The organism is Streptomyces sp. R44, from assembly GCF_041053105.1.
In the GTDB taxonomy this organism is placed as follows: Bacteria; Actinomycetota; Actinomycetes; order Streptomycetales; family Streptomycetaceae; genus Streptomyces.
Genome location: NZ_CP163444.1, coordinates 8,055,371 through 8,077,203 on the forward strand (window position 1 = coordinate 8,055,371; position 21,833 = coordinate 8,077,203).

The window sequence follows — 21,833 nt, forward strand, 5'->3', positions numbered from 1 at the left end:
CCGCCGCCCCTGTGGTCCGGGGCCCGTTCCCTTCCGCCCTTCACCGAGGATGCCTCCTGATGCTCACCCCTGCCCTGGCGACCGGCCTCGCGCCCGACGACGTCCGGCGCCTGCGCGCGACCGCCGACTTCGTCCGGGAACAGGAGACGCCGGTCCTGCTGTCCCGTGTGCTGCCCGGCCTCGACGGTCCCGAGCTGCGGGCGGTGGCGGACCGCTGCCGGTTCGCCCACGCCGCGCTGCTCGTCTTCCCCGCCGACCGGCCGGGACTGCGGGCCGCACTCGCCGCCTGCGGGCTCCCCGACGACGCCGGATCCCGGCCGAGCGTCGTGGTGCGCGACCGGCTGGCCGCGCGCCACGGACTCCACACCGCCGATCTTGACGTAAGGATTCTCCGGCCCACGGTGCCGGGACCCGGCGGGGAGCGCCGTGCGGTCGAGGTGTTCGCCCTCGCCGTGCCACCGGGGTCCGAGCTGTCCGCCCTCGCCGCGCGGGAGCGCGAACACGACCAGGAGGCGCACCTGGCCTTCGACGTGGACCGGCCCGATCCGCTGGTGCTGCGCGGGCTGCGGGCGACGCTCGTACGGCACGGGGCGGTGGCCGACGGGGGCGGGTACAACCCGCACGAGGACGGGACCGTCTTCTACTTCGCGACGCCCGCCGGGACGAAGACCGACTACCGGCGGATGGAGCTGTACGCGAGCGGCGACCACCGGGACCTGCTCGCCGAGCACCTGACCGAGGGGTCCCGGCCGGAGAACCGGGAGGACGCGCCCACCGACATCCACGCCGGCACCGGCACACGCGCGGCGGAAACGCTCCTGCGGCTGCTGACCGGAGCCTGGACCACCCAGGCCCTCGCCACCTGCGTCGAGCTGCGCCTGCCGGAGGCGATGAGTCCGCACGAGCCCCTCGGCGCCCGGCGCCTCGCACGCGAGGTCGGGGCGCGACCGGAGCCCCTGGGGACGCTGCTGCGGTACCTCGCCATGCTGGGCGTGGTGACCGAGGACGAGGACGGCTTCCGCCTCACCGCGTCCGGGCTGCTGCTGCGCGAGGACACGGCCGGCTCGATGCGGCCCCTGGCACTGATGTACGGCGGCCCGTTCTACCGGTCCTTCGCGCACCTGGCGCACGCCGTGCGGACCGGCGAGCCCGGATTCGAGCACCTCTACGGCGAGAACCACTTCGACCACTTCGCCCATGACCCGGAACTGGCCGCGACCTTCGACCGGTCCATGGCCGCCAGTGCCCGGATGTTCGACCCCCTGCCCGCCCATCCCGTCCTCACGGCGGCCGCCGCGGGACCCGGCCCCCACACGGTGGTCGACGTCGCCGGCGGCACCGGCGAGCTCCTCGGACGGGTCCTCGCCGCCCACCCCTCGCTCCGCGGGATCCTCCTGGAGCGACCGCACGTCGTGGCCGCCGCACGGCAACGGCTCACCGCCGCCGGGCTCGGCGAGCGGTGCGCCTACCGGGCCGGGGACTTCGCCGACGTACCGGCGACCGGGGACGTGTACCTGCTCTCCCGGGTCCTGCACGACTGGGACGACGACAGGTGCCGGGAGATCCTGCGGCACCTGGCGGGAGCCATGCCGCCGCACGCCGACCTGCTCGTCGTGGAACGGCTGCTGCCCTCCGACGCGGCGCCGTCCCTGGCGACCGCGTGGGACCTGCACATGCTCTGCAACACGGGTGGCCGCGAGCGCCGTGCCGACGCGTACGCGCGACTCTTCGAGGGGGCGGGCCTCTCACTCGTCGGGCACAGTCCGCTGCCCCTCGACGCCCACGTCCTCCACGTGCGGAAACGCTGAGGCACGGAGCCTCACGCCACCGCGGAGGTCACCATCCGAAGCGGCGGTCGACGACCGCGGCGAACTCCTCGAAGCTCAGGACGCGGTCGCCGTTCTGGTCGGCCGCGTCGAAGAGCGCCGCGGAGTCGTCGACGTCCCCGACCCCCCAGACGGGAATGACCCCCTGCGCCGCCAGGGTGGGCCCCTTCTCCCGCAGCGCCCGGATGACCTCGGTACGGGTCAGCGTGCCGTCCTGGTCGAGGTCGAGCGCATCGAAGAGGATGCGGGCCTTGTCGCTCATCACATGTCCTGTCCGGTGGGGCCGGGCGCGAGTGCGGCCGACACGTCGTGTGAGGGAGGACGCGCCGAAGGGCCCAGGGGTTGCCTCTCCACCGGGGCGCTCGTTACCTGGGCATGAGCGATTCCCAGCGGTCCCGGAACATCACCACCGACACCAGTGTCCTCGACCGGGAGGAAGGCGTCGACGCGGCCATCAGGGCCGAGTTCGACCAAGGCGTCCGGAAGGGCAAGGGCGAGGACGTCGCGCACGAGGCCGAGTGCGCGGTCGAGTGCGGCGAGCGGCACCCTCGTCTCACGGCGGACGTCCTCTACGGCTCCGCGCGGGTCGTCAGGGCCGCCCGCAGCACCATCCAGGACGAGTGGGCCGTCTACGGCCCCCGCGACGCGCGGGCCGCCCTGGCAGCCGTGGTGGAGCTGGCGGCGGAGACCCAGCGCCTGGCACGGACGCTCCTCGCGGGATTCGCCGGCGCGCAGAGCCGCGGCCACCTTCCGCACGCCGCCCGGATCACGGACGCGCTGGAGCGCGCGCGCATCGCCGTGGACCGGTCCGAGGGTGCCGGAGCCGCCGAGTACGCCGAGCTGTACGGCGCCCTGGACGAGGTGGTCCGCCAAGGCGTCGACCCGGTCCCCGCCACCCACCACGACGCGATCGTCGCGGCAGCCGCCGCACTCGGCGCCTCCGCCACCGTCGACACCACCCACCACACGGAGACCGACGGCGACGACGCCGACGTCCCCTGCGGGTGCCTGCTGGCCTACACCACGCCCGGGCGGCAGACCTGGCACGTGTCGTGGAACGACGAATGGGGCGCCGTCCTCGACACCGGCAGGACCGAGTCGTACGTGCTGACCGAGGGCGTCGACTTCTTCGAGCTCGGGATCTACGAGCCGCTGGTCCACCCCGCCCACATGGCGGAGGCGATCCGGCGGCACATCCCGGGCGCCCGCGCCGACGGCTAGCACGCTCCGGGGCCCGCCACCGTCGGGCGGCGGGCCCGCCTCAGCGCATCGGATAGTACGGGCGGTGGTGGGCGGCCACCGGCGGTGACTGGTGGGTCCAGGCACCGGCGGCCGGAGTGCCGTCCGGGAGGAGGGCGCGGATGTCGCGGCCCAGATCGCTGTCCGGGGCGCGGACCGCGAGGTGCGTCCGCCCGGAGTGCTCGGGGGCGCTCAGGTCGTACAGGGCGTAGGGCCGGTAGACGTTCATCGGGCCGGCGAGCAGACGTCCCTCGCGGTCGGTGCCGTATCCGGTGACGGGAGCGGAGCAGGCGGCGACGGCCGCGAGATCGTCCAGCCGCACCGTGAGGTCGAGCAGCGGGGCCGGATCCTTCTGCAGCGTCTCGTCCGGGCCGACCGTGCCCGCCTTGCACCGTACCGTCCACGTCTCGCCCGCCGGCCCGTTGAGGGACGGCAGGCCGACCTCGAACCAGCCCGGGTACTTGGGCTCGGCGTAGAGCTCGCGCCCGGCTCGGATCGCGAACGGGTTGTCGCACACGACGTGCAGCCGGGCGATGCCGAGCAGCTTCGTCTGGTCCCAGCCCTGCGCGTACTCGGCGTAGGCCAGCCGCGGCAGACGGTGCGCGTCGGCCGTCGGAAAGGCGATGACGTTGAACTCGATCTCCTGGGTGACACCGCCGCCGAACGCGTACTGCGCGAAGTACAGCTGGTAGTTGATCGAGACCAGCGCACGCCCGTCGTCGAACGTGGCCGCGGTCAGATCCGGGTGGTACTTGGACAGCAGGTCGCGGACCGGGCCGGGGTCGACCAGCCAGTCGACCCCGATCTGGTGCAAGGCCCCGTAGTGGAAGGGGAGCCGGAAGGGTTCGGCCACGGGCGGCAGCGGAAGCGAGCTCATGCGGGGGCTCCTGGGACGGTCGGTCGGAGGGAGAGGGGGTGGTCGCGGGCCGTCAGGTCCGCCTCGATGCGCTCGGCACTGCGCAGCGCGAGCGCGGCCATCGTCAGCGTCGGATTGGAGGTGGCCACCGAGGGCATGCTGCCGCAGCCGACGGCGTACAGACCGGGGTGGTCCCAGCAGCGCTGCCAGGCGTCCACGACCGAAGTGGCACGGGAGCCGCCCATGATGTGGGTGCCGGCGGCGTGCCCGGCCCCGCGGTAGCCGTACGTGCGTCCGCGGTGCTCGAAGCGGCCCGGCCAGGCCGCCGACGGCGTGTAGTCCGTGTGGTCCTCGGCGCCGAGCAGCGCGAAGAGCTGGTCCGAGACGGCCCGGGCCGCGGCCATCCCCTCCTTGACGTGCTCGTCGAGGTCGTAGGTGACGAGGGGCCGCGGGAGGCCCAGTGCGTCGCGCTCGGTCGGGTGGAGCGTGACCCGGTTCGCCGGGTCGGCGCCCTGCTCCATCTCGAACTGGAACGTGAACTGCCGGCGCACCCGGTCCCCGACCGCCCGCCTCAACTCCTCACCGAACAGACCCTGTTCGGTGAGGAAGTGCGCAACGTCCGTGTCGACGGGGCCCTTCGCCCAGATCCACCCCCACGTCCCGAACTCGACGCGGAACGGCGCCCGCAGCTTCCGCGCCGGGCCGGAGCGGAAGCCCTCGAAGCCGGAGACGGAGCCGGGCCCCCGGTACGCGCCGGCGTGCTCGCCCTCGGGCAACAGCCCCCAGGTCAGCAGGACCGGATGGTCCATCAGATTGCGGCCCACCTGGCCACTGCGGTCCGCGAGCCCCGACAGGAGCAGCAGCCGGGCGTTCTCCACCGCGTGCGCGGCGAGCACGACGACATCGGCGTGCGCGACGGACACCTCGCCGTCGTACGACCGGTACTCCACCCCCGTGGCACGTCCCCGCCCGTCGACGAGGACACGGCTCACCACCGACCGGTCCCGAAGCGTCACGGACGAGCTCCACCGGCCCTGGGTCTTGAGCGGGGTGTACTTCGCGTACGAGGGGCAGTGCGGGATGCAGCTCGCGTTGCCCACGCACCGGCTGCCCGGGTCCGGGCGCCCGTCCCGCCCGCGGGGCACATAGCCGCGGCCGCCGTCGTACCGGGGATCGGGGACGCCGTTGCGCGCGTGCGGGGTGCCGACCACGCGCAGCTCGACCTCGCGCAGGCCGACGGGGTCCTCGACGCGCCGCCCGTCGAGCCGGGCCGCGAGGAGACGGTCCAGGCGGGCGGCCGGCAGGGGCCGCATGGGGAAGACGTAGCCGTCGGGGAAGCGCAGACCGAGGTGCGCCCGCTGCTCGTCTGCGTCGGCGGCCACACCCAGCTCCGCCTCGGCCGACCGGTAATGGGGCTCCAGGTCGTCGTACGTGAGCGGCCACGCCCGTCCGTACCCGAAGGACTCGGTGTCGAAGTCCTCGGGCAGCATGCGGGGCGTGAGGCCGGTCCAGACGTTGCCGGTGCCGCCGTTGGCGCGGACGTAGCCGCTGGCGTACGGGAGCGGGCCGTCCTGCAGCAGATGGCCGGCCGCCCGGAAGCCGGGGGTTCCGTCCGTACCGGCGAGGTCCGTCACCTCGGGCGAGGCGGCCGCCGGACGCGACCGGTAGGGGGAGCCGGGCAGTCTGGCGGCGGCCGTCAGATAGTCGGTGAGCGGGTCGCCGGCCGGTGCACGGCCGGCCTTCGCGCCCGCCTCCAGGACGAGGACCCGCCGGCCGTGCCGCCCGAGTCGCTGCGCGACCAGGGAGCCGGCGATGCCCGCGCCCACGACGATCACGTCGTAGCGCGTCACCGCTCGGTCCCCTCGGCCCAGCTCCCGTACCCGCCGGGGGCGGTGGCGGGAGCGGTGAGTCCGGCCGCCTTCCACACGAGGCCCTCGGCGTAGCCGCGCGGGGACACGAGCGTCGGTGACGGGCCGGGCCAACTGCCCGTGTACCAGAGGTAGGTGACGGCCCGTGCCGCCTCTCGTACGTCACGCGCGTCCGGGGGTTCCCGTAACAGCTGTGCGTACCGGTCCGCGCCGAGCCGTTCCGCGGCCACGGCCCGGTACGCCTCGACGAGCCCGGTGGCCGCCAGGTCCCCCGCGTCGAATCCGGTCAGTCGCGCCGAGAGGGCGGTGAAGCGCTGTGTCTCGTCCGTGATGGGCACGCGGGCATCGGTGCCCCGTCGCCCGCGGGACCATGCGCCGCGCCCCCGGAACGGCTTGATCGCGTCGACGCGCGCTCCCTCACACGGGTGGCGCCGTTCGCACAGGCGACGGAGGCGGTGGGGGGTGTGCGGCCAGCCAGTGCCGGGCGATCTGCTCGCGCGTGGCGACCCACGCCGCGCCCCGCTGCGCGACGTACCGTAGGAAGCCGTCGAGCGCCCGGATGCGGCCCGGCCGGCCGATGATCCGGCCGTGCAGGCCGACGCTCATCATGCGGGGCCGTTCGGCACCCTCCGCGTGCAAGGTGTCGAACGTGTCGACGAGATACGCGAGCATGTCGTCCGCGGTCGTGAACCCGTGGACGAGCAGGAACTTGAAGTCGTTCGCGTCGAGGCTGTACGGCACCACGAGGTGCGGCCGGCCGGCAGCCTCGACGTAGAAGGGCAGATCGTCCGCGTAGTCGTCGGAGTCGTAGAGGAATCCGCCCTCCTCGACGACGAGACGCCGGGTGGCGGAGCTCGTCCGCCCGGTGTACCAGCCGACGGGCCGGCGTCCGACGAGCCGCTCGATCGTCGCGACCGTACGCGCGATGTCGGCGCGTTCGACGTCCTCGGGCACCTCGCGGTAGTCGATCCAGCGCCAGCCGTGCCCGGCCACCTCCCAGCCGGCGGCGCCCATCGCGCGCGCGGCGTCCGGATGGCGCTCGAGGGCCTGTCCCACGGCGTGGACGGTGAGCGGCACGCCGTGCGCCCGGACCGTGCGGTGGATGCGCCAGAACCCGGCCCGCGAGCCGTACGCGAACATCGACTCGGCGTTCAGGTCACGGCCACCGGTCACGGGCGGCGCACCGACGACCTCGTGCAGGAACCCCTCCGAGGCCGGGTCGCCGTCGAGGACGTTGTGCTCGCCGCCCTCCTCGTGGTTGAGGACCAGACTGACGGCCACACGGGCGCCGTCGGGCCAGGCGGCATGCGGCGGTTCGGCGCCGTAACCGACGAGGTCGCGCGGGTGCTCGGACACGGGCGGCACGCTACCGCGATCCGGCCACCGCCCCGACGAGGCACGGCGACGACGGCCGGATCACCTGTTCAGGGACTGTGCCCCGGCGTCCGATCCTGGCTCCATGGGAACCGGCGTCCCTCGTCGCGGGCGCCGATCCGATGAGACGGCTCTCCTGACGAGGTGATCAGCGGTGGCGACCGACCGGCACGGCCACGACCTGTACAACGGCACATCGGAGGCGGCCGAGCGGCTCGACCGTGCGGTCGAGGCGCTGCTCTTCTTCCGACCCGAGGTGACCGGGGAGGTCGACGGCCTCCTCGCGGCCGTCCCCGCCTCACCGGTCGCGCACGCGTTCGCGGCCTATCTGGGGGTGCTGGGGACCGAACCGAACGACGCCGCGGCGGCACGGCGGCGGTTCGAGGGCTTCGCGTCCTGCCTCGACGTGACCGGCCTGCCCCCGAGGGAGCGGCTGCACACGGCCGCCGCCGCAAGCCTCCTCGCGGGCGACCTGCGACGGGGGAGCGCGCTCCTGGAGGAGCTGACCGTGGCCCACCCGCGCGACGCGCTCGCGCTCTTCGTGGGGCACCAGCTCGACTTCCTCACCGGTGACGCCCTGCGCCTGCGCGACAGGATCGGCGGCGCCCTGTCCGCCTGGGACGAGGACGACCCCCACCGGGGCCCGGTCCTGGGCATGTACGCCTTCGGCCTGGAGGAGTCCGGGCACTACGCCCACGCCCGGGACACGGGATCGGCCGCCGTCGAGCGGAACCGCCACGACGTGTGGGCCATCCACGCCGTCGTGCACACCTACGAGATGCAGGGCCGCTTCGCCGAAGGCATGGCCTATCTCGACGCACGCACCGAGGACTGGTCCGCAGGCAACTTCCTGACCGTCCACAACTGGTGGCACTACGCGCTCTACGCCCTGGAGGCGGGCCGCACCGACGAGGCGCTCGGGATCTACGACGCCGCACTGCACCATCAGGGATCCCGTGGTCTCGCGATGGAGCTCCTCGACGCGGCGGCCATGCTGTGGCGCTTCCACCTCGCGGGATCCGATCAGACCCGCCGCTGGGAGGCGCTCGCGGACGCCTGGTCCGCACGGGCCGATCCGCCGTTCTACGCCTTCAACGACGTGCACGCGGTCATGTCGTACGTCGGCTCCGGCCGGGTAGGGGAGGCGCGGCGCCTGATCGCCGACCGCCGCCGGTGGCTCGCGGAGCCGAGCGCGCGAGCGGTGAGCAACCACGCGATGACCGCGCACGTGGGCCTGCCGGTGTGCGAGGCCCTGGTCGCCCACGCCGGGGGCGACCACGACACCGTCCTGGAGCTGTTGTGGCCGCTGCGGCGGCGATTCCACGAGTTCGGAGGCAGCCACGCCCAGCGCGACGCACTCCAGAAGACCCTCGTCGAGGCGGCCCTGCGGTCCGGGCGGCACGACATGGCGCGTGTCCTGATCAGCGAGCGGACCGCGCTGCGTCCCGACAGCCCGTACAACTGGCTGAGCAGGGCGCGCCTGGCGGAGTCACTGGGTGATGCCCCCAGGGCCGCGGCAGCCCGTGACGAGGCACGCCGGCTCGGCCGGTGCGGAGACCTCACGGCCGACCGGTTCTGACGTGTGAAGGGGGCCGGGATACACCTTCCGGGACTCGGGGGACGGCCCTATGCTCCTGCGTCGGATGTCAGGTTACCGCCGGTAAAGGGGTTGGGGCATGGACCGTACGGGCACCTCACGACGCACCTTCGTGGCGGGCGCGGCCGCCGCGACCGGGGCGGCCGCCGTCGGGGCGACCGCCCTCGGAGTCGTACCGGCCGTCGCCGCGGAAGCGTCCGCGCCGCAGTCCGTGGCCGTGCTCGGCGGTGGCGTCGCGGGCCTGACCGCCGCCCACGAACTGGCCGAGCGCGGCTTCCGCGTCACCGTCTACGAGCGCCGGGCGCTGGGCGGCAAGGCCCGCTCCATGGACGTACCGGACAGCGCGCGCGGCGGCCGGCGCCCGCTCCCCGCCGAGCACGGCTTCCGGTTCATCCCCGGCATCTACCACAACCTCCCCGACACGATGCGGCGCATCCCGTTCCCCGGGAACGCCAACGGCGTCTGGGACAACCTCGTCGCCCCGGCGGAGATGTCCTTCGCCCGCACCGGCCGCGAGGACCTGCGCATCCCGCTCCCGTGGCCGGGCCACCGGCCCGCCGAGCTCACCCTCGACGAGATCGGCCGTGCCCTGACCGCGCTCCTGGACACCGCCCGCTCCCTCCCGCTCCACGAGACCGCGTACTTCGTCAACCGCTTCCTCGTCTTCCTGACCAGCTGCGACGAGCGGCGCGACGAGGCATGGGAGCGGACACCCTGGTGGGAGTTCCTGCGGGCCGAGCGGATGAGCTACGACTACCAGCGCATCCTGGCCGTCGGACTCACCCGCAACATCGTGGCGACGAAGGCCGAGGAGGCCAGCACCCGCACGGTCGCCACGCTCCTCGAGGCCTTCGCCTTCAACGCCCTGGGGCGCGGCGCCGACGGACCCCTCGACCGGATCCTGAACCTGCCCACGAACGAGGCCTGGATCGACCCGTGGGCGGCTCATCTGGCAAGCCTCGGTGTGGAGTTCCGCATCGGCTGGACCGTACGGGAGCTGGCCTACGACGCGGGAACCGGGCGCGTCGGCGCGGCCGTCGTCGAGGACCCGCAGGGCGTCCGCCGCTCGGTGACCGCGGACCACTACGTCTCTGCGATGCCGGTGGAGCACGCCCGGCGGACCTGGGGCGCGGCGCTGCGGGCGGCGGACCCGCAGCTGGCGCGGTGCGACGAGCTGGAGACGGACTGGATGACGGGCATCCAGTTCTACCTGACGGAACGGGCCCCGCTCCTGGCGGGCCACGCCAACTGCATCGACTCCCCATGGTCCCTGACATCGATTCAGCAGGCGCGTCACTGGCCGTCCCGGGACTTCCCGGCCGACTACGGCGACGGTGTCGCCGTCGACTGTCTCTCGGTGGACATCTCGGAGTGGGACCGGCCCGGCATCCTCTACGGCAAGACGGCCAAGCAGTGCACCCGCGCGGAGGTCGCCCGGGAGGTGTGGGCGCAGTTGAAGGCCGCCTTCAACGACACGGGCCGTACGGTGCTGAAGGACAGCGCGCTGCACTCCTGGTTCCTCGACCCGGGCGTCGACGGCCTCGGCACCCCGAACCCGACCAACGAGGACCAGCTCCTCGTCCATCCGGTCGGCACCTTCCACAACCGCCCGCACGCCGCCACCAGGATCCCCAACTTCTTCCTGGCCGGCGACTACGTGGCCGTCGACATCGACCTGGCGACGATGGAGGGCGCCAACGCCTCCGCACGTCAGGCCGTCAACGCACTCCTCGACCGAACGGGCTCGACCGCCCCGCGCTGCACGGTGCGGCCCCTCTTCCGGCCCCCGGAGCTGGAGGGCCTCAAACGCCACGACCGCCTGCGCCACCGCCTCGGCCTGCGCAACGCGCTGGACGTGGGCTGAGGGCGGTGTCGACAACGGTCAACAAGCCCTCGGATACTGGCCGTTGCCCGTATCGCCGACACTCCTGGAGACGACGTGCGTACCCGCCTTGCTGTCGCCCTCGGTTCTGCCACGCTGACGAGCGGTGCTCTGCTGGCCGCCCCACCGGCGACTGCCGCCGACTATCCGGTCAGCACCTTCGACGTCACCTACGGCCAGACGTACACGCGGGGCACCATCACCTGGTACGGGCGGTCGGTGGTGGTGGCCGGTGAGCACAAGTCGGTCGACGTGAACAGCTGTCGTGGTACGACGGCGTTCACGCTCGACTCGTCCAACAACCAGATGGGCGTGGGCTTGTCCGGCAGTGTGTGCGGGGCGAGCGACACGTTCTCCATCCTCGTGCCGGCGGATGCTCCGGGCGGAGCGGCGGTGGTGCGGGTCTGCCTGGACAACGGATCGGACGGCGCCGGGATCGTGTACCTCAAGTGCGTGAGGTACGGCCACCCGTAAGAAAACACGCCCGGACGCGGGTGAGGCCCCGCCGGGGCCTCACCTCGCGCGTTCGGCGGCCGCGAACCCGGTTTCAGTGCTCGCAGAGGGAGAACTCCCGCTCGTAGAGCTGCTCGTTGTGCTCGTCGACGAAGAACTTGCGTTCCCGCATGAGCTGTTCGCGGAAGTCCTTGGCCTGTTCGAGCGTCATCGTCGAGGTGTCGGACCACGGCTGCTGCGGCGGCACGTCGGACGTCGAGACGATCGCTTCCGATGGGTCGACGAGGAAGAACGCGAGAATCTTGCGGTGTCCCGGGCGCGTGGGGTCCGCGAGACGGAACGAGCCGACGCGGTGCTGCAGGACGTTCGGGAAGGCCAGGCACCGGCCCTCCGGGGTCGATGCCGATCCCAGCATCTGGTTCAGGGCGTCCTCGTCCTCCAGGCCGTAGACCTCCCGCAGACCGTGGCCGTCGTTCTGTTCGTACTCCGGGTCGTCGAGCGCCGCCCGGAAACTCAGCCGGCTCTCGGTGATGTTCTCGCTGTCCCAGTAATAGATGCCGGTGGAGACGATCCGCTCGTTCAGCATCCCCTCGACATGCCAGGAACCACCGGCGTACTCGGGCTTGTCCGGGGTCAGATGGATGGTGGCGAGCTTGACGATGACCTGGAGGCGCCGGCCGCGCAGGTCGACCCGGGCGGAGGCGTCAGGCAGCTCGGGCGGGGTGAAGTCCGGGGCGTCCGGGACGACCGGGCGGCGGTTCTCCCACCACTCGTCCTGGGCCTGTCGCCAGGCTCGGTAGGCCTTCTCGTAGGCCTCGTCATCGCTGTAGGAGGACTTGTCCGGATACTCCGGCTCCGGGCCGTACCACCCGTAGGGATCGGCCTCGACCCGAAGGGGCCGCGGATGCCGCAGATCGGTGAGCACGTTCTCCAGCAGGGGGAGAAAGCGTGCGAACAGCTCCGGCAGGACGGCGGCCAGTTCGTGATGGGTCTCCGGATGGACGTTGTTGACGTACGAGCGGAAGGCGACGTCGCCGTCGTCACTGACGTCGACGTCCGTGGGCAGCCACTGGAACCTCTCCGAGAACTCGTACTTCGCGTAGCGGTCCGTCGGGTTCTCCCAAGCCCGCTCCGGCGCGCCGCTCGCCTCCCTCGCCAGGCAGAACAGCGAGGGATGGACCAGGTCGAGCACCTGGCCGTCGGACCCGGGATGCCAGTCCCGCTCCGCTTCGGGGACCTCTTCCAGAACCCGGACCGCCTCGCGCAGCCGGGACCTGAGCTTGTCGTCGACCAGCGTGTCCGACTGCCACACCCCGTCGACGGCGGACACCTCGGCACCGGTCCGTTCGTCCCGCAGCGCGGCGTAGTGCGCGAGTTCGGCGAGCACGTAACGAACCTGCGCCTCGGTGAGGCCCTGGGAGACCGCTTCCCGCGTCCATCGGGCGACGATGTCGGAGTCGTTCCTCTTGTCGAACCACCCCGGCTTCGTCCGCAGGTGCGCGCTGCACTGGATCATCTCCAGTTCGCGCAGCGTGCGGGGCGTCGCGAACGAGAGGGATCGGGACGTTCGGAAGGGCAACGGGAACGCAGGCTTGCCGGTCAATTCTCTTGTTCCTCCGAGTCGGTGTGCGGTGGCCGGAAGAATACGTCAGCGCACTGACACCGCAGCCGGACGTCGTCGCCGCCGGTCGCCCGAGCTCCCGGTGCCCCTCGGCTCGTCCTCCCGCGGTCAGCGGCCGGCCAGGACACCCAGCAGCCTGGCCACCTCCGCCGCCACCGCGTCACGCGCCGGACCGAGGTACTTGCGGGGGTCGGCGACGCCGGGGGATTCCTCCAGCCGCTCGCGGACCGTCGCGGTGAAGAGCTTGTTGAGATGGGTGGAGATGTTGACCTTCGTCATCCCGGCGGCGACCGCCTTCGCCAGGTCCGCGTCGTCGACGCCGGAGGAGCCGTGGAGCACGAGCGGTACGTCGAGCGCGGCCCTCAGCCGTGCGATGAGGTCGAAGTCGAGCGCGGCGTCACGGGTGAGCATCGCGTGCGAGCTGCCGACCGCGACGGCCAGGGAGTCGACCGCGGTGGCCGCGGCGAACGCGCGGGCCTCGTCCGGGTCCGTGCGGACGCCCGGCGCGTGGGCGCCGTCCTTGCCGCCGACCTCACCCAGTTCCGCCTCGACCCAGACGTCGGCCCGGTGGCACAGGTCGGTCATCATCCGGGTGGCCCGGACGTTCGCGTCGTACGGCAGCTTGGAGGCGTCGAACATCACCGAGGTGAAGCCGAGTTCGACGGCCTCCTCGACGAGTTCCGTGGACTCGGCGTGGTCCAGGTGGACCGCGACCGGGACGGCGGCGGAGCCGGCGATGGCGAGGGAGGCGAGGGCTGTCGGAGCCAGGGAGCCGTGGTAGCGGGCGGTGTTCTCGCTGATCTGCAGGATGACCGGAAGTCCGGCGCGCTCGGCTCCGGTGACGATGGCCTCGGCGTGCTCGATCTGTACGACGTTGAACGCGCCGACGCCGGTGCCGGCGGCGCGTGCGGGGCCGATGATGTCGTCGGTGGGGGCGAGGGGCATGGGTGTTCTCCAGGAAGCGGTGGGGCGGTGACGGAGCACGGCCGGTGACGTGGACAGCGGCATCCAGGTCACCGGCCGTTCTGACCTCAGGCGGAGGCGTGGTCGAGGATGACGGAGCGGGTGAGGTTGCGGGGGCGGTCGGGGTCGTAACCGCGGGCCTCGGCGAGGTGGACGGCGAGACGCTGGGCCCGCACGAGGTCGGCGAGCGGGTCGAGGGCATCGGCCTGGTCGCCGGACGCGGCGGCGTGGAGTCCCCCGACGCGGGCGATGTCCTCGGCCAGTCCCTGCGGCGCGGGGCCGAAGAGCCAGGCGACGCGGCCGGGGCCGGTGATGCTGATGGGGCCGTGGCGGTACTCCATGGCGGGGTAGGCCTCGGTCCAGGCGCCCGCGGCCTCGCGCATCTTGAGGCCTGCTTCGAGGGCGAGACCATAGGTCCATCCGGTGCCGAGGAAGGTGAACTGCTCGGCCGCGCAGACGGCGGGCTCCAGCGGCTCGGCGAGGGCGCGCTCGGCGTCCAGGGCGGCCCGCTCCAGGGGGCGCACCCCCGCCGGCAGGGCGTTCTCGGCTTCCAGATGCGCGCGCAGCAGGGCCAGGACCGTGGTGGCGAACCGGGTCTGGACGACGGACTGCTCGTCGGCGAAGTCGAGTACGGCGACGGCGTCGGCGGCCGTCATGACGGGGGTCTCGGGGTCGGCGGTGATGGCGCCGGTGGGGATGACGCCCTTGACCCGGGTCAGCAGGTCGAGGACCTCCGTGGTGGTTCCGGAACGCGTGATGGCGAGCACGCGGTCGTAGGCCCGGCCGTGCGGGAACTCGGACGCGGCGAACGCGTCGGTCTCGCCGTGCCCGCCCTCCTCGCGCAGGTTCGCGTAGGCGAGGGCCATGAACCAGGAGGTGCCGCAGCCGACGACGGCGACCCGTTCTCCCCGTCGGGGGAGGGCGTCGGCGAAGAGGGCGAGCGACTCGGCCGCACGCCTCCACGTGCCCGGCTGGGAAGCGATCTCGACGGAAGTGCGGGAGGTCTCGGAGGGGGGCACGGGATTCCTTGGGCTCGTAGGGACGCAGGGGCTTGACTAGACCAATGCTCTATTGAGTGCGTGAATGATGTCAAGAGTTGCTCGAAGAGACGTTATTTCGAGCAGTTATGAGCATCCTGCTCCAGAGGTCACCCCACTGCGAGGTGCGATGCCGTCGAGCTACGATCAACTTCGCGCACGCCGTGCGGCCGGGTGGCCGTCGGGATTCAGGGACGTGCGACGGATGTCTCAGGGGTCCGGGAAGGGTGTGACGCATGTCCAAGCAGGAGCGGTGGAGCAAGCTCCTCGAGTTGCTGGCCGTCGAGGGGAAGCTGGACGTGGAGGACGCGGCCGCCGCCGTGTCGGTCTCTCCCGCCACCATCCGCAGGGACCTCGACGAGCTCGCCGAGCAGCGACTGCTCGTCCGCACGCGGGGCGGAGCGATGGCTCACGGCGTCTCGTACGAGCTTCCCCTGCGGTACAAGTCCTCCCGCAGGACCTCCGAGAAGCAGCGGATCGCCGGCGCCGTGGCGGACCTGCTGGCGGTGGGGGACGTCGTCGGCCTCAACGGCGGCACGACCACGACCGAAGTGGCGCGCGCGCTCGTCCTGCGGGCCGGGGGCGGATCGGCCGAGCCGGGCGAGAGCCAGTCCGGTCCGATGTACACCGTCGTCACCAACGCCCTGAACATCGCGGGCGAGCTGGCCGTGCGGCCGCAGTTCAAGATCGTGGCCACGGGCGGGGTGGCGCGGCCCCAGACCTATGAGCTGGTGGGCCCGCTGACGGTGGGGGTGCTGAACGAGGTCGTCCTCGACGTCGCCGTACTGGGGGTCGACGGTGTGGACCCCGAACTCGGTGTCATGACCCACCACGAGGACGAGGCGGGCATCAGCCGGCTGTTCGCCCAGCGTGCCCGCAAGGTGATCCTGGTGACGGACTCGTCGAAGATGGGCAAGCGCGCGTTCGCGAAGATCTGCGGCCTGGACCAGATCGACGTCATCGTCACCGATTCCGGCATCGCTCCGGACATCGCCGCCAAGCTCTCCGAGGCGGGCATCGAAGTGATCACCGTCTGAGCCCTCCGCGCCCTTCCGGGCAGCCGGGCAGCGCGGCCGCCCGGAAGGGCAGGGGAGGGGCATGCGCCCGGTGGGGCGCGTGGGTCAGTTCAGCTCGTCCGGGTGCGGGCCGGTGCGCAGGCCGCGGTCGAGACCGGCGATCGTCGCCATCTCGGCGTCCGTGAGCACGAAGTCGAACACGTCGAAGTTGGCGCGGATCCGGGCCGGGGTCACCGACTTGGGGATGACCACGTTGCCGAGCTGCAGGTGCCAGCGGATGACGACCTGCGCCGGCGACTTTCCGTGGGCGGCGGCGATCGCGGTGACAGCCGGGTCGTCGAGGACCGCGCCCTGCGCGAGCGGGCTCCACGCCTCGGTCGCGATCCGGTGCTCGCCGTGGAAGGCGCGCAGCTCGGACTGCTGCAGCGCGGGGTGCAGCTCGATCTGGTTGACGGCCGGGGTGAGCGTGGCGTCCTCCATCAGCCGGCGCAGGTGCTCGGGCTGGAAGTTGGAGACGCCGGCGGCCCGGATCCGGCCTTCGTCGGCGAGGCGCTCCAGGGCGCGCCAGGAGTCGCGGTACAGGTCACGGGCCGGGGTGGGCCAGTGGATCAGGTACAGGTCGACGTAGTCCAGGCCGAGCTTGGCCAGGCTGTCGTCGAAGGCGCGCAGCGTGGCGTCGTAGCCCTGGTCGGCGTTCCACAGCTTCGTGGTGACGAACAGCTCCTCGCGGGCCAGCCCGGAGGCGCCGAGGGCGCGGCCGACGCCGGCCTCGTTGCCGTAGACGGCGGCGGTGTCGATGCTGCGGTAGCCGGCCTCGAGGGCGGAGCTGACGGCGGCGGTGGTCGCGTCGTCGGCGACCTGGAAGACGCCGAAGCCGAGCTGCGGGATCTCGACGCCGTTGTTCAGCGTGACAGTGGGGACGGCGGGGACGGCGGGCGTGGTGGACGGTGCCATGATGTGCGGGTGTTCCTTCACTTGGTGCGGGTGGAGAGGGTGTAGCGGACGGTCTGGGCGCTGATGAGCCCGTCGCGGAAGACGAAGGTGTCCACGCCGTCGGTGACCTCGTGGGCGCTGCCGGTGGCGGCCCACCGCAGGAACAGCACGTCTCCGGCGAACTGCGGGGTCGGCTGCCACTCGGCGTCGGGGAGGTCGGCCAGCAGTCGGCCGATGCCCTCGCGGACTCCCGCGCGTCCGGTCAGGACGCCTTCGGGAGTGAGGAAGACGGCGTCCTCCGTGTAGTTCTCGCTGATGAGGTCCGGGTCGCCGGTGCCGAGGCGCCGGCCGTGGTCGGCGAAGACCTCCTGCGGGTCCGGGTGTGGGGGGGGTGTTCATGGAGGCTTGCTCCCGGGGGGGACGGGACGGGGGGGGATCAGTGGTGTACAGGGGTGGGGGCGGCGGTCGCCGTGACGGTGCCGGCCTCGACTGAAACGGCCTCGACGGAACCGGCCTCGACGGAACCGGCCTCGTCCGTGGCTCCGCCGGAGTCCTTCGCGGGGGTACGGCGCTCCAGCGCCGCCGACCAGAAGGCGAGGAGCAGGGCGGCCGCGGCCAGGGCGGCGCCGACCCAGTTCGGGGACGTGTAGCCGAAGCCGGCGGCGATGACCATGCCGCCGAGCCAGGCGGCCAGCGCGTTGCCGAGGTTGAAGGCGCCGATGTTCACGGCCGAGGCCAGCGTCGGCGCGCCGTGCGCCTGGTCGAGGACGCGCTTCTGCAGCGGCGGCACGGTGGCGAAGCCGAGCGCCCCGACGAGGAGGATGGTGACCGCGGCGAGGATCTTGTGGTGCGCGGTCACGGTGAAGAGCGCCAGGACGATCGCGAGGCCGCCCAGAGTGGCGTACAGCAGGGGCATGAGCGCCCGGTCGGCGAAGCGGCCGCCGAGCAGGTTGCCGAGGAACATGCCGATGCCGAAGAGGACGAGCAGCCAGGTCACGGCGCCGTCGGAGTAGCCGGCGGCGTGCGTCATCATCGGCGCGATGTAGGTGATGGCCGCGAAGACACCGCCGAAGCCGAGCACGGTCATCGCCATCGCGAGCAGCACCTGCGGGTTGCGGAAGGCCGTCAGCTCGCCGCGGAGACGGGCGCCTTCGGGGCGGGGTACGGCCGGGACGAGCTTGGAGATGCCGAGCAGTCCGACCACGCCGAGCGCGGCGACGATCGCGAAGGTGGTGCGCCAGCCCACCGCCTGCCCGATGAACGTCCCCAGCGGTACGCCGACGATGTTGGCGACGGTCAGTCCGGTGAACATGGTGGCGATGGCGCCGGCCTTCTTGTCCGGTGCGACCAGCTCGGCGGCGACGACCGACCCGATCCCGAAGAACGAGCCGTGGGCGAGCGAGGCGACGACGCGGCCGGTCAGCATCATCCCGAAGTTCGGGGCGAGCGCGGACAGCAGGTTGCCGAGCACGAACAGGCCCATGAGCAGCATGAGCATCCGCTTCCGGCTCACCTTCGTGCCGAGCACGGTGAGCAGCGGTGCGCCGAGGACGACGCCGAGTGCGTATCCGGTGACCAGCAGGCCCGCCGTGGGGATGGTGACGCCGTAGTCGGCGGCGATCTCGGGCAGCAGCCCCATGATCACGAATTCGGTGGTGCCGATTCCGAAGGCCCCGACGGCGAGAGCGAGTAGCGCGAGCGGCATTGGGCTCAACCCTTCCTGTTTGCTTGAGCGAGCTCCTAGCGTGCTCTCACAATAATTGCATGCGCGTGTTAAATGCAAACGCGGGCAGGTTGTGCAGTCCGGGAATGGGCGTGCGCGGCCCTGTGTGGGCGCGACAAAGAGCCCCCGCCCGGGCGTGGAGCTCGGACGGGGGCTGTGGCGTCGCAGGCGGGGCGGCGGGGCGGTGGCTGGGCCGGGCGGGCGTCAGGCGCCCTGTGTCGGTACGTCGACGGCTTCGACCGCCGCGACCAGTGAGGCCAGTTCGGGGTTCTCGGCGGCCTCGTCCAGTGCCTGGCGAAGGGCGGCGTCATTGGTCGGCCGGGCCTCGTCGAGGAGCTTCCGGCCGGCGGGGGTCACGTCGGTGTAGATGCCGCGCCGGTCGGTGGGGCACAGGTACCGGGACAGCAGCCCGCGGTCCTCCAGGCGGGTGACCAGGCGTGTCGTGGCGCTCTGGCTCAGGACGACCGCGTCGGCGACCTGCTTCATCTGCAGGTGCCCGCCTTCGCCGTCGTGCTGCCGGCCGAGCACGTCGAGCAGTGAGAACTCCCGCACGCTCAGACCGTGCCCGGACTGCAGGGCGCGTTCGATGTGCGACTCGATCCGGCCGTGCAGCAGGGAGAGTGCGCCCCAGCCGCTGGCGAGTGCGGTCAGTGCGGGGTCCGTGGCGGTCATGGGGTCCGGTCTCCTTCCGATGCTCTGTGAACCCCAGGGTACGTCATGGGCGCAAAAAACGGCGAGAGCGTATAAAGAGCGGCTGCAAATAAATAATGGCGTCCGGGTGCGTGGCGACGGCCCTCCGCGACGGCGTCAGGGCTGCGGCGTCCCGGGCCGGCGACCCCAGGCGGTGAGCATCCCGGCGGACAGCGCGGCACACGCGTCCGAGTCCAGGTAGCGGACCGCCGCGTCGATGCCCGCGTCGTCGATGAGCCCGGTGGCCACCATCGACGCCCGGCTCCGCTCCCACGTGTCCGCCCAGAAGCGGCTGATCGGACTTCCCGGCAGCAGTGGCGGCACGTACATCTCCGCGCCGACCGCCTTCAGGCCGGCCGCGCGCAGCAGCTGCGGATACGACGGCACCCAGGAGACGTCCGTGCCGATGGAGGCGCGCAGCCCCCGCCACATCGCGCGCATGGCCGCGGCGTACGGCGTGTCGGCCGCGCCGGTGCCGTCCGATGCCGCGTGCCCCGTGCCCGTACGGTCGTAGGTCGGATCCACCGCGTCGCTGAGGACCAGCACCCCGCCCGGAGCGACGAGGCCCGCCAGCGCCGACACCGTCCGCGCGGGCTGCGGCAGATGCATGAGGACGAACCGCGCGTGGACCAGATCGAACCGGCCCGGCGCGAAGTCCGGGGCCGTGATGTCGGCCTGGAGGACGTCGAGGCCGGGCACGGGCCGTTCGGCGAGGAACCGCACATCGCGGTCGACGGCCAGCACGCCTGCCACCTCGGCCTCGCGCAGCAGGCGCCGCGAGACCGTGCCCGTACCGGCGCCGATGTCCAGGCAGCGCCACCCCGGCCCGGCGCCGAGGGCGCGCAGCCGCGACAGGGTCAGATCGTCGTAGGCGAGGGCCCCGAGATCGATCCGCTCGCCCTCGCCGGGCTGCTCGGGCCGGAACACGTCCTCGCCGTAACGGCCCCCGTCCGGCGCGGGGGACGGGGAGGCGGGGTCGTCGGACGAGTTCCTGGACGTCATGACGGGACCCTTTCCGCGGGAGGGCTGCGGGTATTGCCTGGGCAGGGGGCGGCCGCGGTACGGAAGCGGCGCCGCCGGTCCTTCCCATGCTCCGCGCGGTACGGGCGGAGCGCGCCGCGCCGGAGGCATTCGGGTCACGGATGGAGCGGTCCCCGCCGCGGCTTGCCGCGGGCTACGCGTCCGCCCCGTGGCGAAGCCCGTCGAGGAGCAGGTCGAGGAGGCGGCCGGACCGGTCCCGCTGGGCCGGGGCGCTCGTGATCAGCGCGACGCCGGCGAGGCTCAGGCCGACGTCGAAGGCGTCGACGTCCGAGCGCAGGAGACCGGCGTCCGCTCCCGCGTGGAGCAGGGAGTCGATCGCCGCGCCGAGCCGGTCCAGGGTCTCGGCGAAGGGGTCCGCGCCGGAGGCGACGGCGGCCCGCAGGGCGTCCGCCATGCCCTGCTTGGCGGCCAGATAGTCGATGAACCGGTCCATCCACAGGCGTAGGGCCCGGTCCGGCGGCAGCTCGGCCAGCAGCTCGGCGGCGCTGTCGCAGACGCGGGCCAGCTCGTTCCGGTAGGCGGCCTCGACCAGCGCCTCGCGCGTGGGGAAGTGCCGGTAGAGCGTGGCCGAGCCGACGCCGGCGGCCTTGGCGATCGTGTCGATCGGAACGTCCGCGCCCTTCTCGGCGAAGGTGCGTACGGCCGCTTCGAGGATGCGCTCCCGGTTGCGGCGGGCATCCGCGCGCAAGACGCTCGGCTGGGTGGTCAAGGCTGTTCCCTTCGTCGGAATCCAGTCTAGCTGGACAACCGGGGAGTTCCCCGGTTAGCCTCCCCATCTAAATGGGGAGTTCCCCGGTTATCGGCCGGTGCTCCGTTCGACAGACAAGGAGACCCCTTGATGGCCAGCGAGAAGACCGTCCTGATCACCGGTACGTCCTCCGGAATCGGCCTGGCCGCCGCCGTGGCCGCCGCCCAGGCCGGCTGGACCGTCGTCGCCACCATGCGTGACACCGGAAAGGCCGAGGCCCTGCTCAAGGCGGCGGCCGAGCACGCGGTCACCGACCGGATCCAGGTCAAGCGCCTGGACGTCGTCGACCCCGACAGCATCACCACCTGCGTCGACGAGGTGATCGCCGAGCACGGCCGCCTCGACGCGCTGGTCAACAACGCCGGCGCCGCGCAGGTCGGCACCGTCGAGCAGATGAGCCTCGACGACGTCCGTGCCGCCATGGAGGTCAACTTCTTCGGCGTGGTCGCCGCCACCCGCGCCGCCCTGCCGCACCTGCGGGCGTCCCGGGGCCGGGTGATCACCGTCACCAGCGTGGGCGGCGCGGTCGGGCAGCCCTTCAACGAGGCCTACTGCGCGGCGAAGTTCGCCGTCGAGGGCTTCATGCAGTCGCTCGCCCCCGTCGCCGCCACCGTCGGTGTCGACGTCACCGTCGTCGAACCGGGCGCGGTGGCCAGCGAGTTCGTCGCCAACATCGGCCTGGACATCCCGGCCATGATCGCCGAGGCGGGACCGTACGCCCCGGCCCTCCAGGCGTACGTCGCCCGCACCCAGGAGTCCTTCGGCAACGCCCAGACCCCGTTCGAGGCCGCGGCCCCGATCATCGAGGCCCTGACCGGGGACCGGCCCCCGTTCCGCGTCCAGACCTCGGAGTGGGCCCGCGCGTTCGTCGGCACCACGCTCGCCGACCTCGACGGCTCCGCCGTCCACACACTGACCAGCGCCTGGGTCCGCTGAACGGTCCTCACCGCATGAGGCTTCGGGCGC

The 21,833-nt window shown here is 72.5% G+C and carries 20 protein-coding genes and 1 pseudogene; 7 read left to right on the forward strand and 14 right to left on the reverse strand.

The features are described from left to right. Positions 1–59: 59 nt before the first annotated feature. Positions 60–1,808: a methyltransferase gene (locus tag AB5J54_RS37330; protein ID WP_369148379.1), complete on the forward strand. Its 1,749-nt coding sequence runs from the start codon at positions 60–62 to the stop codon at positions 1,806–1,808. Positions 1,809–1,836: 28 nt separating this feature from the next. Here the strand turns inward: AB5J54_RS37330 and AB5J54_RS37335 are convergent, their stop codons facing one another. Further along, positions 1,837–2,088 (reverse strand): EF-hand domain-containing protein, encoded by a 252-nt coding sequence (locus AB5J54_RS37335; protein WP_189805958.1) that lies wholly within the window; start codon positions 2,086–2,088, stop codon positions 1,837–1,839. Between the two features lie 113 nt (positions 2,089–2,201). Between AB5J54_RS37335 and AB5J54_RS37340 the strand changes: the two genes are divergently transcribed. Further along, a complete protein-coding gene (locus AB5J54_RS37340) occupies positions 2,202–3,047 on the forward strand; it encodes a hypothetical protein (protein WP_369148380.1) in 846 nt (281 codons plus the stop codon). A gap of 40 nt (positions 3,048–3,087) precedes the next feature. On the opposite strand, the gene AB5J54_RS37345 is transcribed toward AB5J54_RS37340, so the two are convergent. From AB5J54_RS37345 to puuE, 4 genes are all read right to left on the reverse strand, one after another. Next, a complete protein-coding gene (locus AB5J54_RS37345) occupies positions 3,088–3,942 on the reverse strand; it encodes a hypothetical protein (protein ID WP_369148381.1) in 855 nt (284 codons plus the stop codon). Further along, complete coding sequence (locus tag AB5J54_RS37350) at positions 3,939–5,771, reverse strand: GMC family oxidoreductase (RefSeq protein ID WP_369148382.1); 1,833 nt, start codon at positions 5,769–5,771, stop codon at positions 3,939–3,941. The genes AB5J54_RS37345 and AB5J54_RS37350 overlap by 4 nt, the downstream gene beginning before the upstream one ends. Continuing rightward, positions 5,768–6,127 carry a hypothetical protein gene (locus tag AB5J54_RS37355; protein ID WP_369148384.1) on the reverse strand — a complete coding sequence of 120 codons (360 nt, stop codon included), beginning with the start codon at positions 6,125–6,127 and terminating at the stop codon, positions 5,768–5,770. Before AB5J54_RS37355 ends, AB5J54_RS37350 begins: the two co-directional genes overlap by 4 nt. Before the next feature lie 79 nt (positions 6,128–6,206). After that, the gene (gene puuE, locus AB5J54_RS37360; protein ID WP_369148385.1) at positions 6,207–7,145 is read right to left on the reverse strand and encodes an allantoinase PuuE; all 939 of its coding nucleotides are present in this window, start codon (positions 7,143–7,145) and stop codon (positions 6,207–6,209) included. 172 nt (positions 7,146–7,317) lie between these two features. Between puuE and AB5J54_RS37365 the strand changes: the two genes are divergently transcribed. From AB5J54_RS37365 to AB5J54_RS37375, 3 genes are all read left to right on the forward strand, one after another. Beyond that, complete coding sequence (locus AB5J54_RS37365; protein WP_369148386.1) at positions 7,318–8,742, forward strand: tetratricopeptide repeat protein; 1,425 nt, start codon at positions 7,318–7,320, stop codon at positions 8,740–8,742. Between the two features lie 97 nt (positions 8,743–8,839). Beyond that, positions 8,840–10,624, forward strand: a complete 1,785-nt coding sequence (locus AB5J54_RS37370) for an FAD-dependent oxidoreductase (protein WP_369148387.1) — start codon at positions 8,840–8,842, stop codon at positions 10,622–10,624. A gap of 75 nt (positions 10,625–10,699) precedes the next feature. Next, positions 10,700–11,116 carry a hypothetical protein gene (locus AB5J54_RS37375; RefSeq protein WP_369148388.1) on the forward strand — a complete coding sequence of 139 codons (417 nt, stop codon included), beginning with the start codon at positions 10,700–10,702 and terminating at the stop codon, positions 11,114–11,116. 73 nt (positions 11,117–11,189) lie between these two features. Here the strand turns inward: AB5J54_RS37375 and AB5J54_RS37380 are convergent, their stop codons facing one another. The 3 genes from AB5J54_RS37380 to AB5J54_RS37390 all read right to left on the reverse strand — a co-directional run bounded on the left by AB5J54_RS37380 (position 11,190) and on the right by AB5J54_RS37390 (position 14,698). Continuing rightward, positions 11,190–12,698, reverse strand: coding sequence for a DUF4246 domain-containing protein (locus AB5J54_RS37380; protein WP_369148389.1), 1,509 nt, complete (start codon positions 12,696–12,698; stop codon positions 11,190–11,192). A 126-nt stretch (positions 12,699–12,824) separates the two neighbouring features. Beyond that, a complete protein-coding gene (locus AB5J54_RS37385) occupies positions 12,825–13,661 on the reverse strand; it encodes a ketose-bisphosphate aldolase (protein ID WP_369148390.1) in 837 nt (278 codons plus the stop codon). Between the two features lie 86 nt (positions 13,662–13,747). Next, positions 13,748–14,698: an SIS domain-containing protein gene (locus AB5J54_RS37390; RefSeq protein WP_369148391.1), complete on the reverse strand. Its 951-nt coding sequence runs from the start codon at positions 14,696–14,698 to the stop codon at positions 13,748–13,750. A 254-nt stretch (positions 14,699–14,952) separates the two neighbouring features. On the opposite strand from AB5J54_RS37390, the gene AB5J54_RS37395 reads away from it, so the two are divergent. Continuing rightward, entirely contained in the window at positions 14,953–15,753 is an 801-nt protein-coding gene (locus AB5J54_RS37395; RefSeq protein ID WP_369148392.1) for a DeoR/GlpR family DNA-binding transcription regulator, read from the forward strand. Between the two features lie 84 nt (positions 15,754–15,837). On the opposite strand, the gene AB5J54_RS37400 is transcribed toward AB5J54_RS37395, so the two are convergent. The 6 genes and pseudogenes from AB5J54_RS37400 to AB5J54_RS37425 all read right to left on the reverse strand — a co-directional run bounded on the left by AB5J54_RS37400 (position 15,838) and on the right by AB5J54_RS37425 (position 20,828). After that, on the reverse strand, positions 15,838–16,686 hold the full coding sequence (locus AB5J54_RS37400) for an aldo/keto reductase (protein ID WP_369148393.1): 849 nt from the start codon (positions 16,684–16,686) through the stop codon (positions 15,838–15,840). A gap of 17 nt (positions 16,687–16,703) precedes the next feature. Next, positions 16,704–16,997 (reverse strand): annotated as a pseudogene (locus AB5J54_RS37405) (nuclear transport factor 2 family protein); the annotation flags it as partial. Between the two features lie 104 nt (positions 16,998–17,101). Continuing rightward, positions 17,102–18,370 carry an MFS transporter gene (locus tag AB5J54_RS37410; RefSeq protein ID WP_369148394.1) on the reverse strand — a complete coding sequence of 423 codons (1,269 nt, stop codon included), beginning with the start codon at positions 18,368–18,370 and terminating at the stop codon, positions 17,102–17,104. Between the two features lie 222 nt (positions 18,371–18,592). Further along, positions 18,593–19,060, reverse strand: coding sequence for a MarR family winged helix-turn-helix transcriptional regulator (locus AB5J54_RS37415; protein ID WP_369148395.1), 468 nt, complete (start codon positions 19,058–19,060; stop codon positions 18,593–18,595). A gap of 135 nt (positions 19,061–19,195) precedes the next feature. Further along, the gene (locus tag AB5J54_RS37420; RefSeq protein ID WP_369148396.1) at positions 19,196–20,080 is read right to left on the reverse strand and encodes a class I SAM-dependent methyltransferase; all 885 of its coding nucleotides are present in this window, start codon (positions 20,078–20,080) and stop codon (positions 19,196–19,198) included. A gap of 172 nt (positions 20,081–20,252) precedes the next feature. After that, on the reverse strand, positions 20,253–20,828 hold the full coding sequence (locus tag AB5J54_RS37425; protein WP_369148397.1) for a TetR/AcrR family transcriptional regulator: 576 nt from the start codon (positions 20,826–20,828) through the stop codon (positions 20,253–20,255). Positions 20,829–20,957: 129 nt separating this feature from the next. Here AB5J54_RS37425 and AB5J54_RS37430 point away from each other — a divergent pair, with 129 nt between their 5' ends. Next, positions 20,958–21,803 carry an SDR family oxidoreductase gene (locus AB5J54_RS37430; protein ID WP_369148398.1) on the forward strand — a complete coding sequence of 282 codons (846 nt, stop codon included), beginning with the start codon at positions 20,958–20,960 and terminating at the stop codon, positions 21,801–21,803. The last annotated feature ends 30 nt before the right edge of the window (positions 21,804–21,833 follow it).

What these genes read in the sequence shown, in the direction of transcription:
- AB5J54_RS37330 (WP_369148379.1), top strand. Translation starts at nt 60, where the DNA reads ATGCTCACCCCTGCCCTGGCGACCGGCCTCGCGCCCGACGACGTCCGG.
- AB5J54_RS37335 (WP_189805958.1), bottom strand. Translation starts at nt 2,088, where the DNA reads ATGAGCGACAAGGCCCGCATCCTCTTCGATGCGCTCGACCTCGACCAG.
- AB5J54_RS37340 (WP_369148380.1), top strand. Translation starts at nt 2,202, where the DNA reads ATGAGCGATTCCCAGCGGTCCCGGAACATCACCACCGACACCAGTGTC.
- AB5J54_RS37345 (WP_369148381.1), bottom strand. Translation starts at nt 3,942, where the DNA reads ATGAGCTCGCTTCCGCTGCCGCCCGTGGCCGAACCCTTCCGGCTCCCC.
- AB5J54_RS37370 (WP_369148387.1), top strand. Translation starts at nt 8,840, where the DNA reads ATGGACCGTACGGGCACCTCACGACGCACCTTCGTGGCGGGCGCGGCC.
- AB5J54_RS37385 (WP_369148390.1), bottom strand. Translation starts at nt 13,661, where the DNA reads ATGCCCCTCGCCCCCACCGACGACATCATCGGCCCCGCACGCGCCGCC.
- AB5J54_RS37395 (WP_369148392.1), top strand. Translation starts at nt 14,953, where the DNA reads ATGTCCAAGCAGGAGCGGTGGAGCAAGCTCCTCGAGTTGCTGGCCGTC.
- AB5J54_RS37400 (WP_369148393.1), bottom strand. Translation starts at nt 16,686, where the DNA reads ATGGCACCGTCCACCACGCCCGCCGTCCCCGCCGTCCCCACTGTCACG.
- AB5J54_RS37410 (WP_369148394.1), bottom strand. Translation starts at nt 18,370, where the DNA reads ATGCCGCTCGCGCTACTCGCTCTCGCCGTCGGGGCCTTCGGAATCGGC.
- AB5J54_RS37415 (WP_369148395.1), bottom strand. Translation starts at nt 19,060, where the DNA reads ATGACCGCCACGGACCCCGCACTGACCGCACTCGCCAGCGGCTGGGGC.
- AB5J54_RS37420 (WP_369148396.1), bottom strand. Translation starts at nt 20,080, where the DNA reads ATGACGTCCAGGAACTCGTCCGACGACCCCGCCTCCCCGTCCCCCGCG.
- AB5J54_RS37430 (WP_369148398.1), top strand. Translation starts at nt 20,958, where the DNA reads ATGGCCAGCGAGAAGACCGTCCTGATCACCGGTACGTCCTCCGGAATC.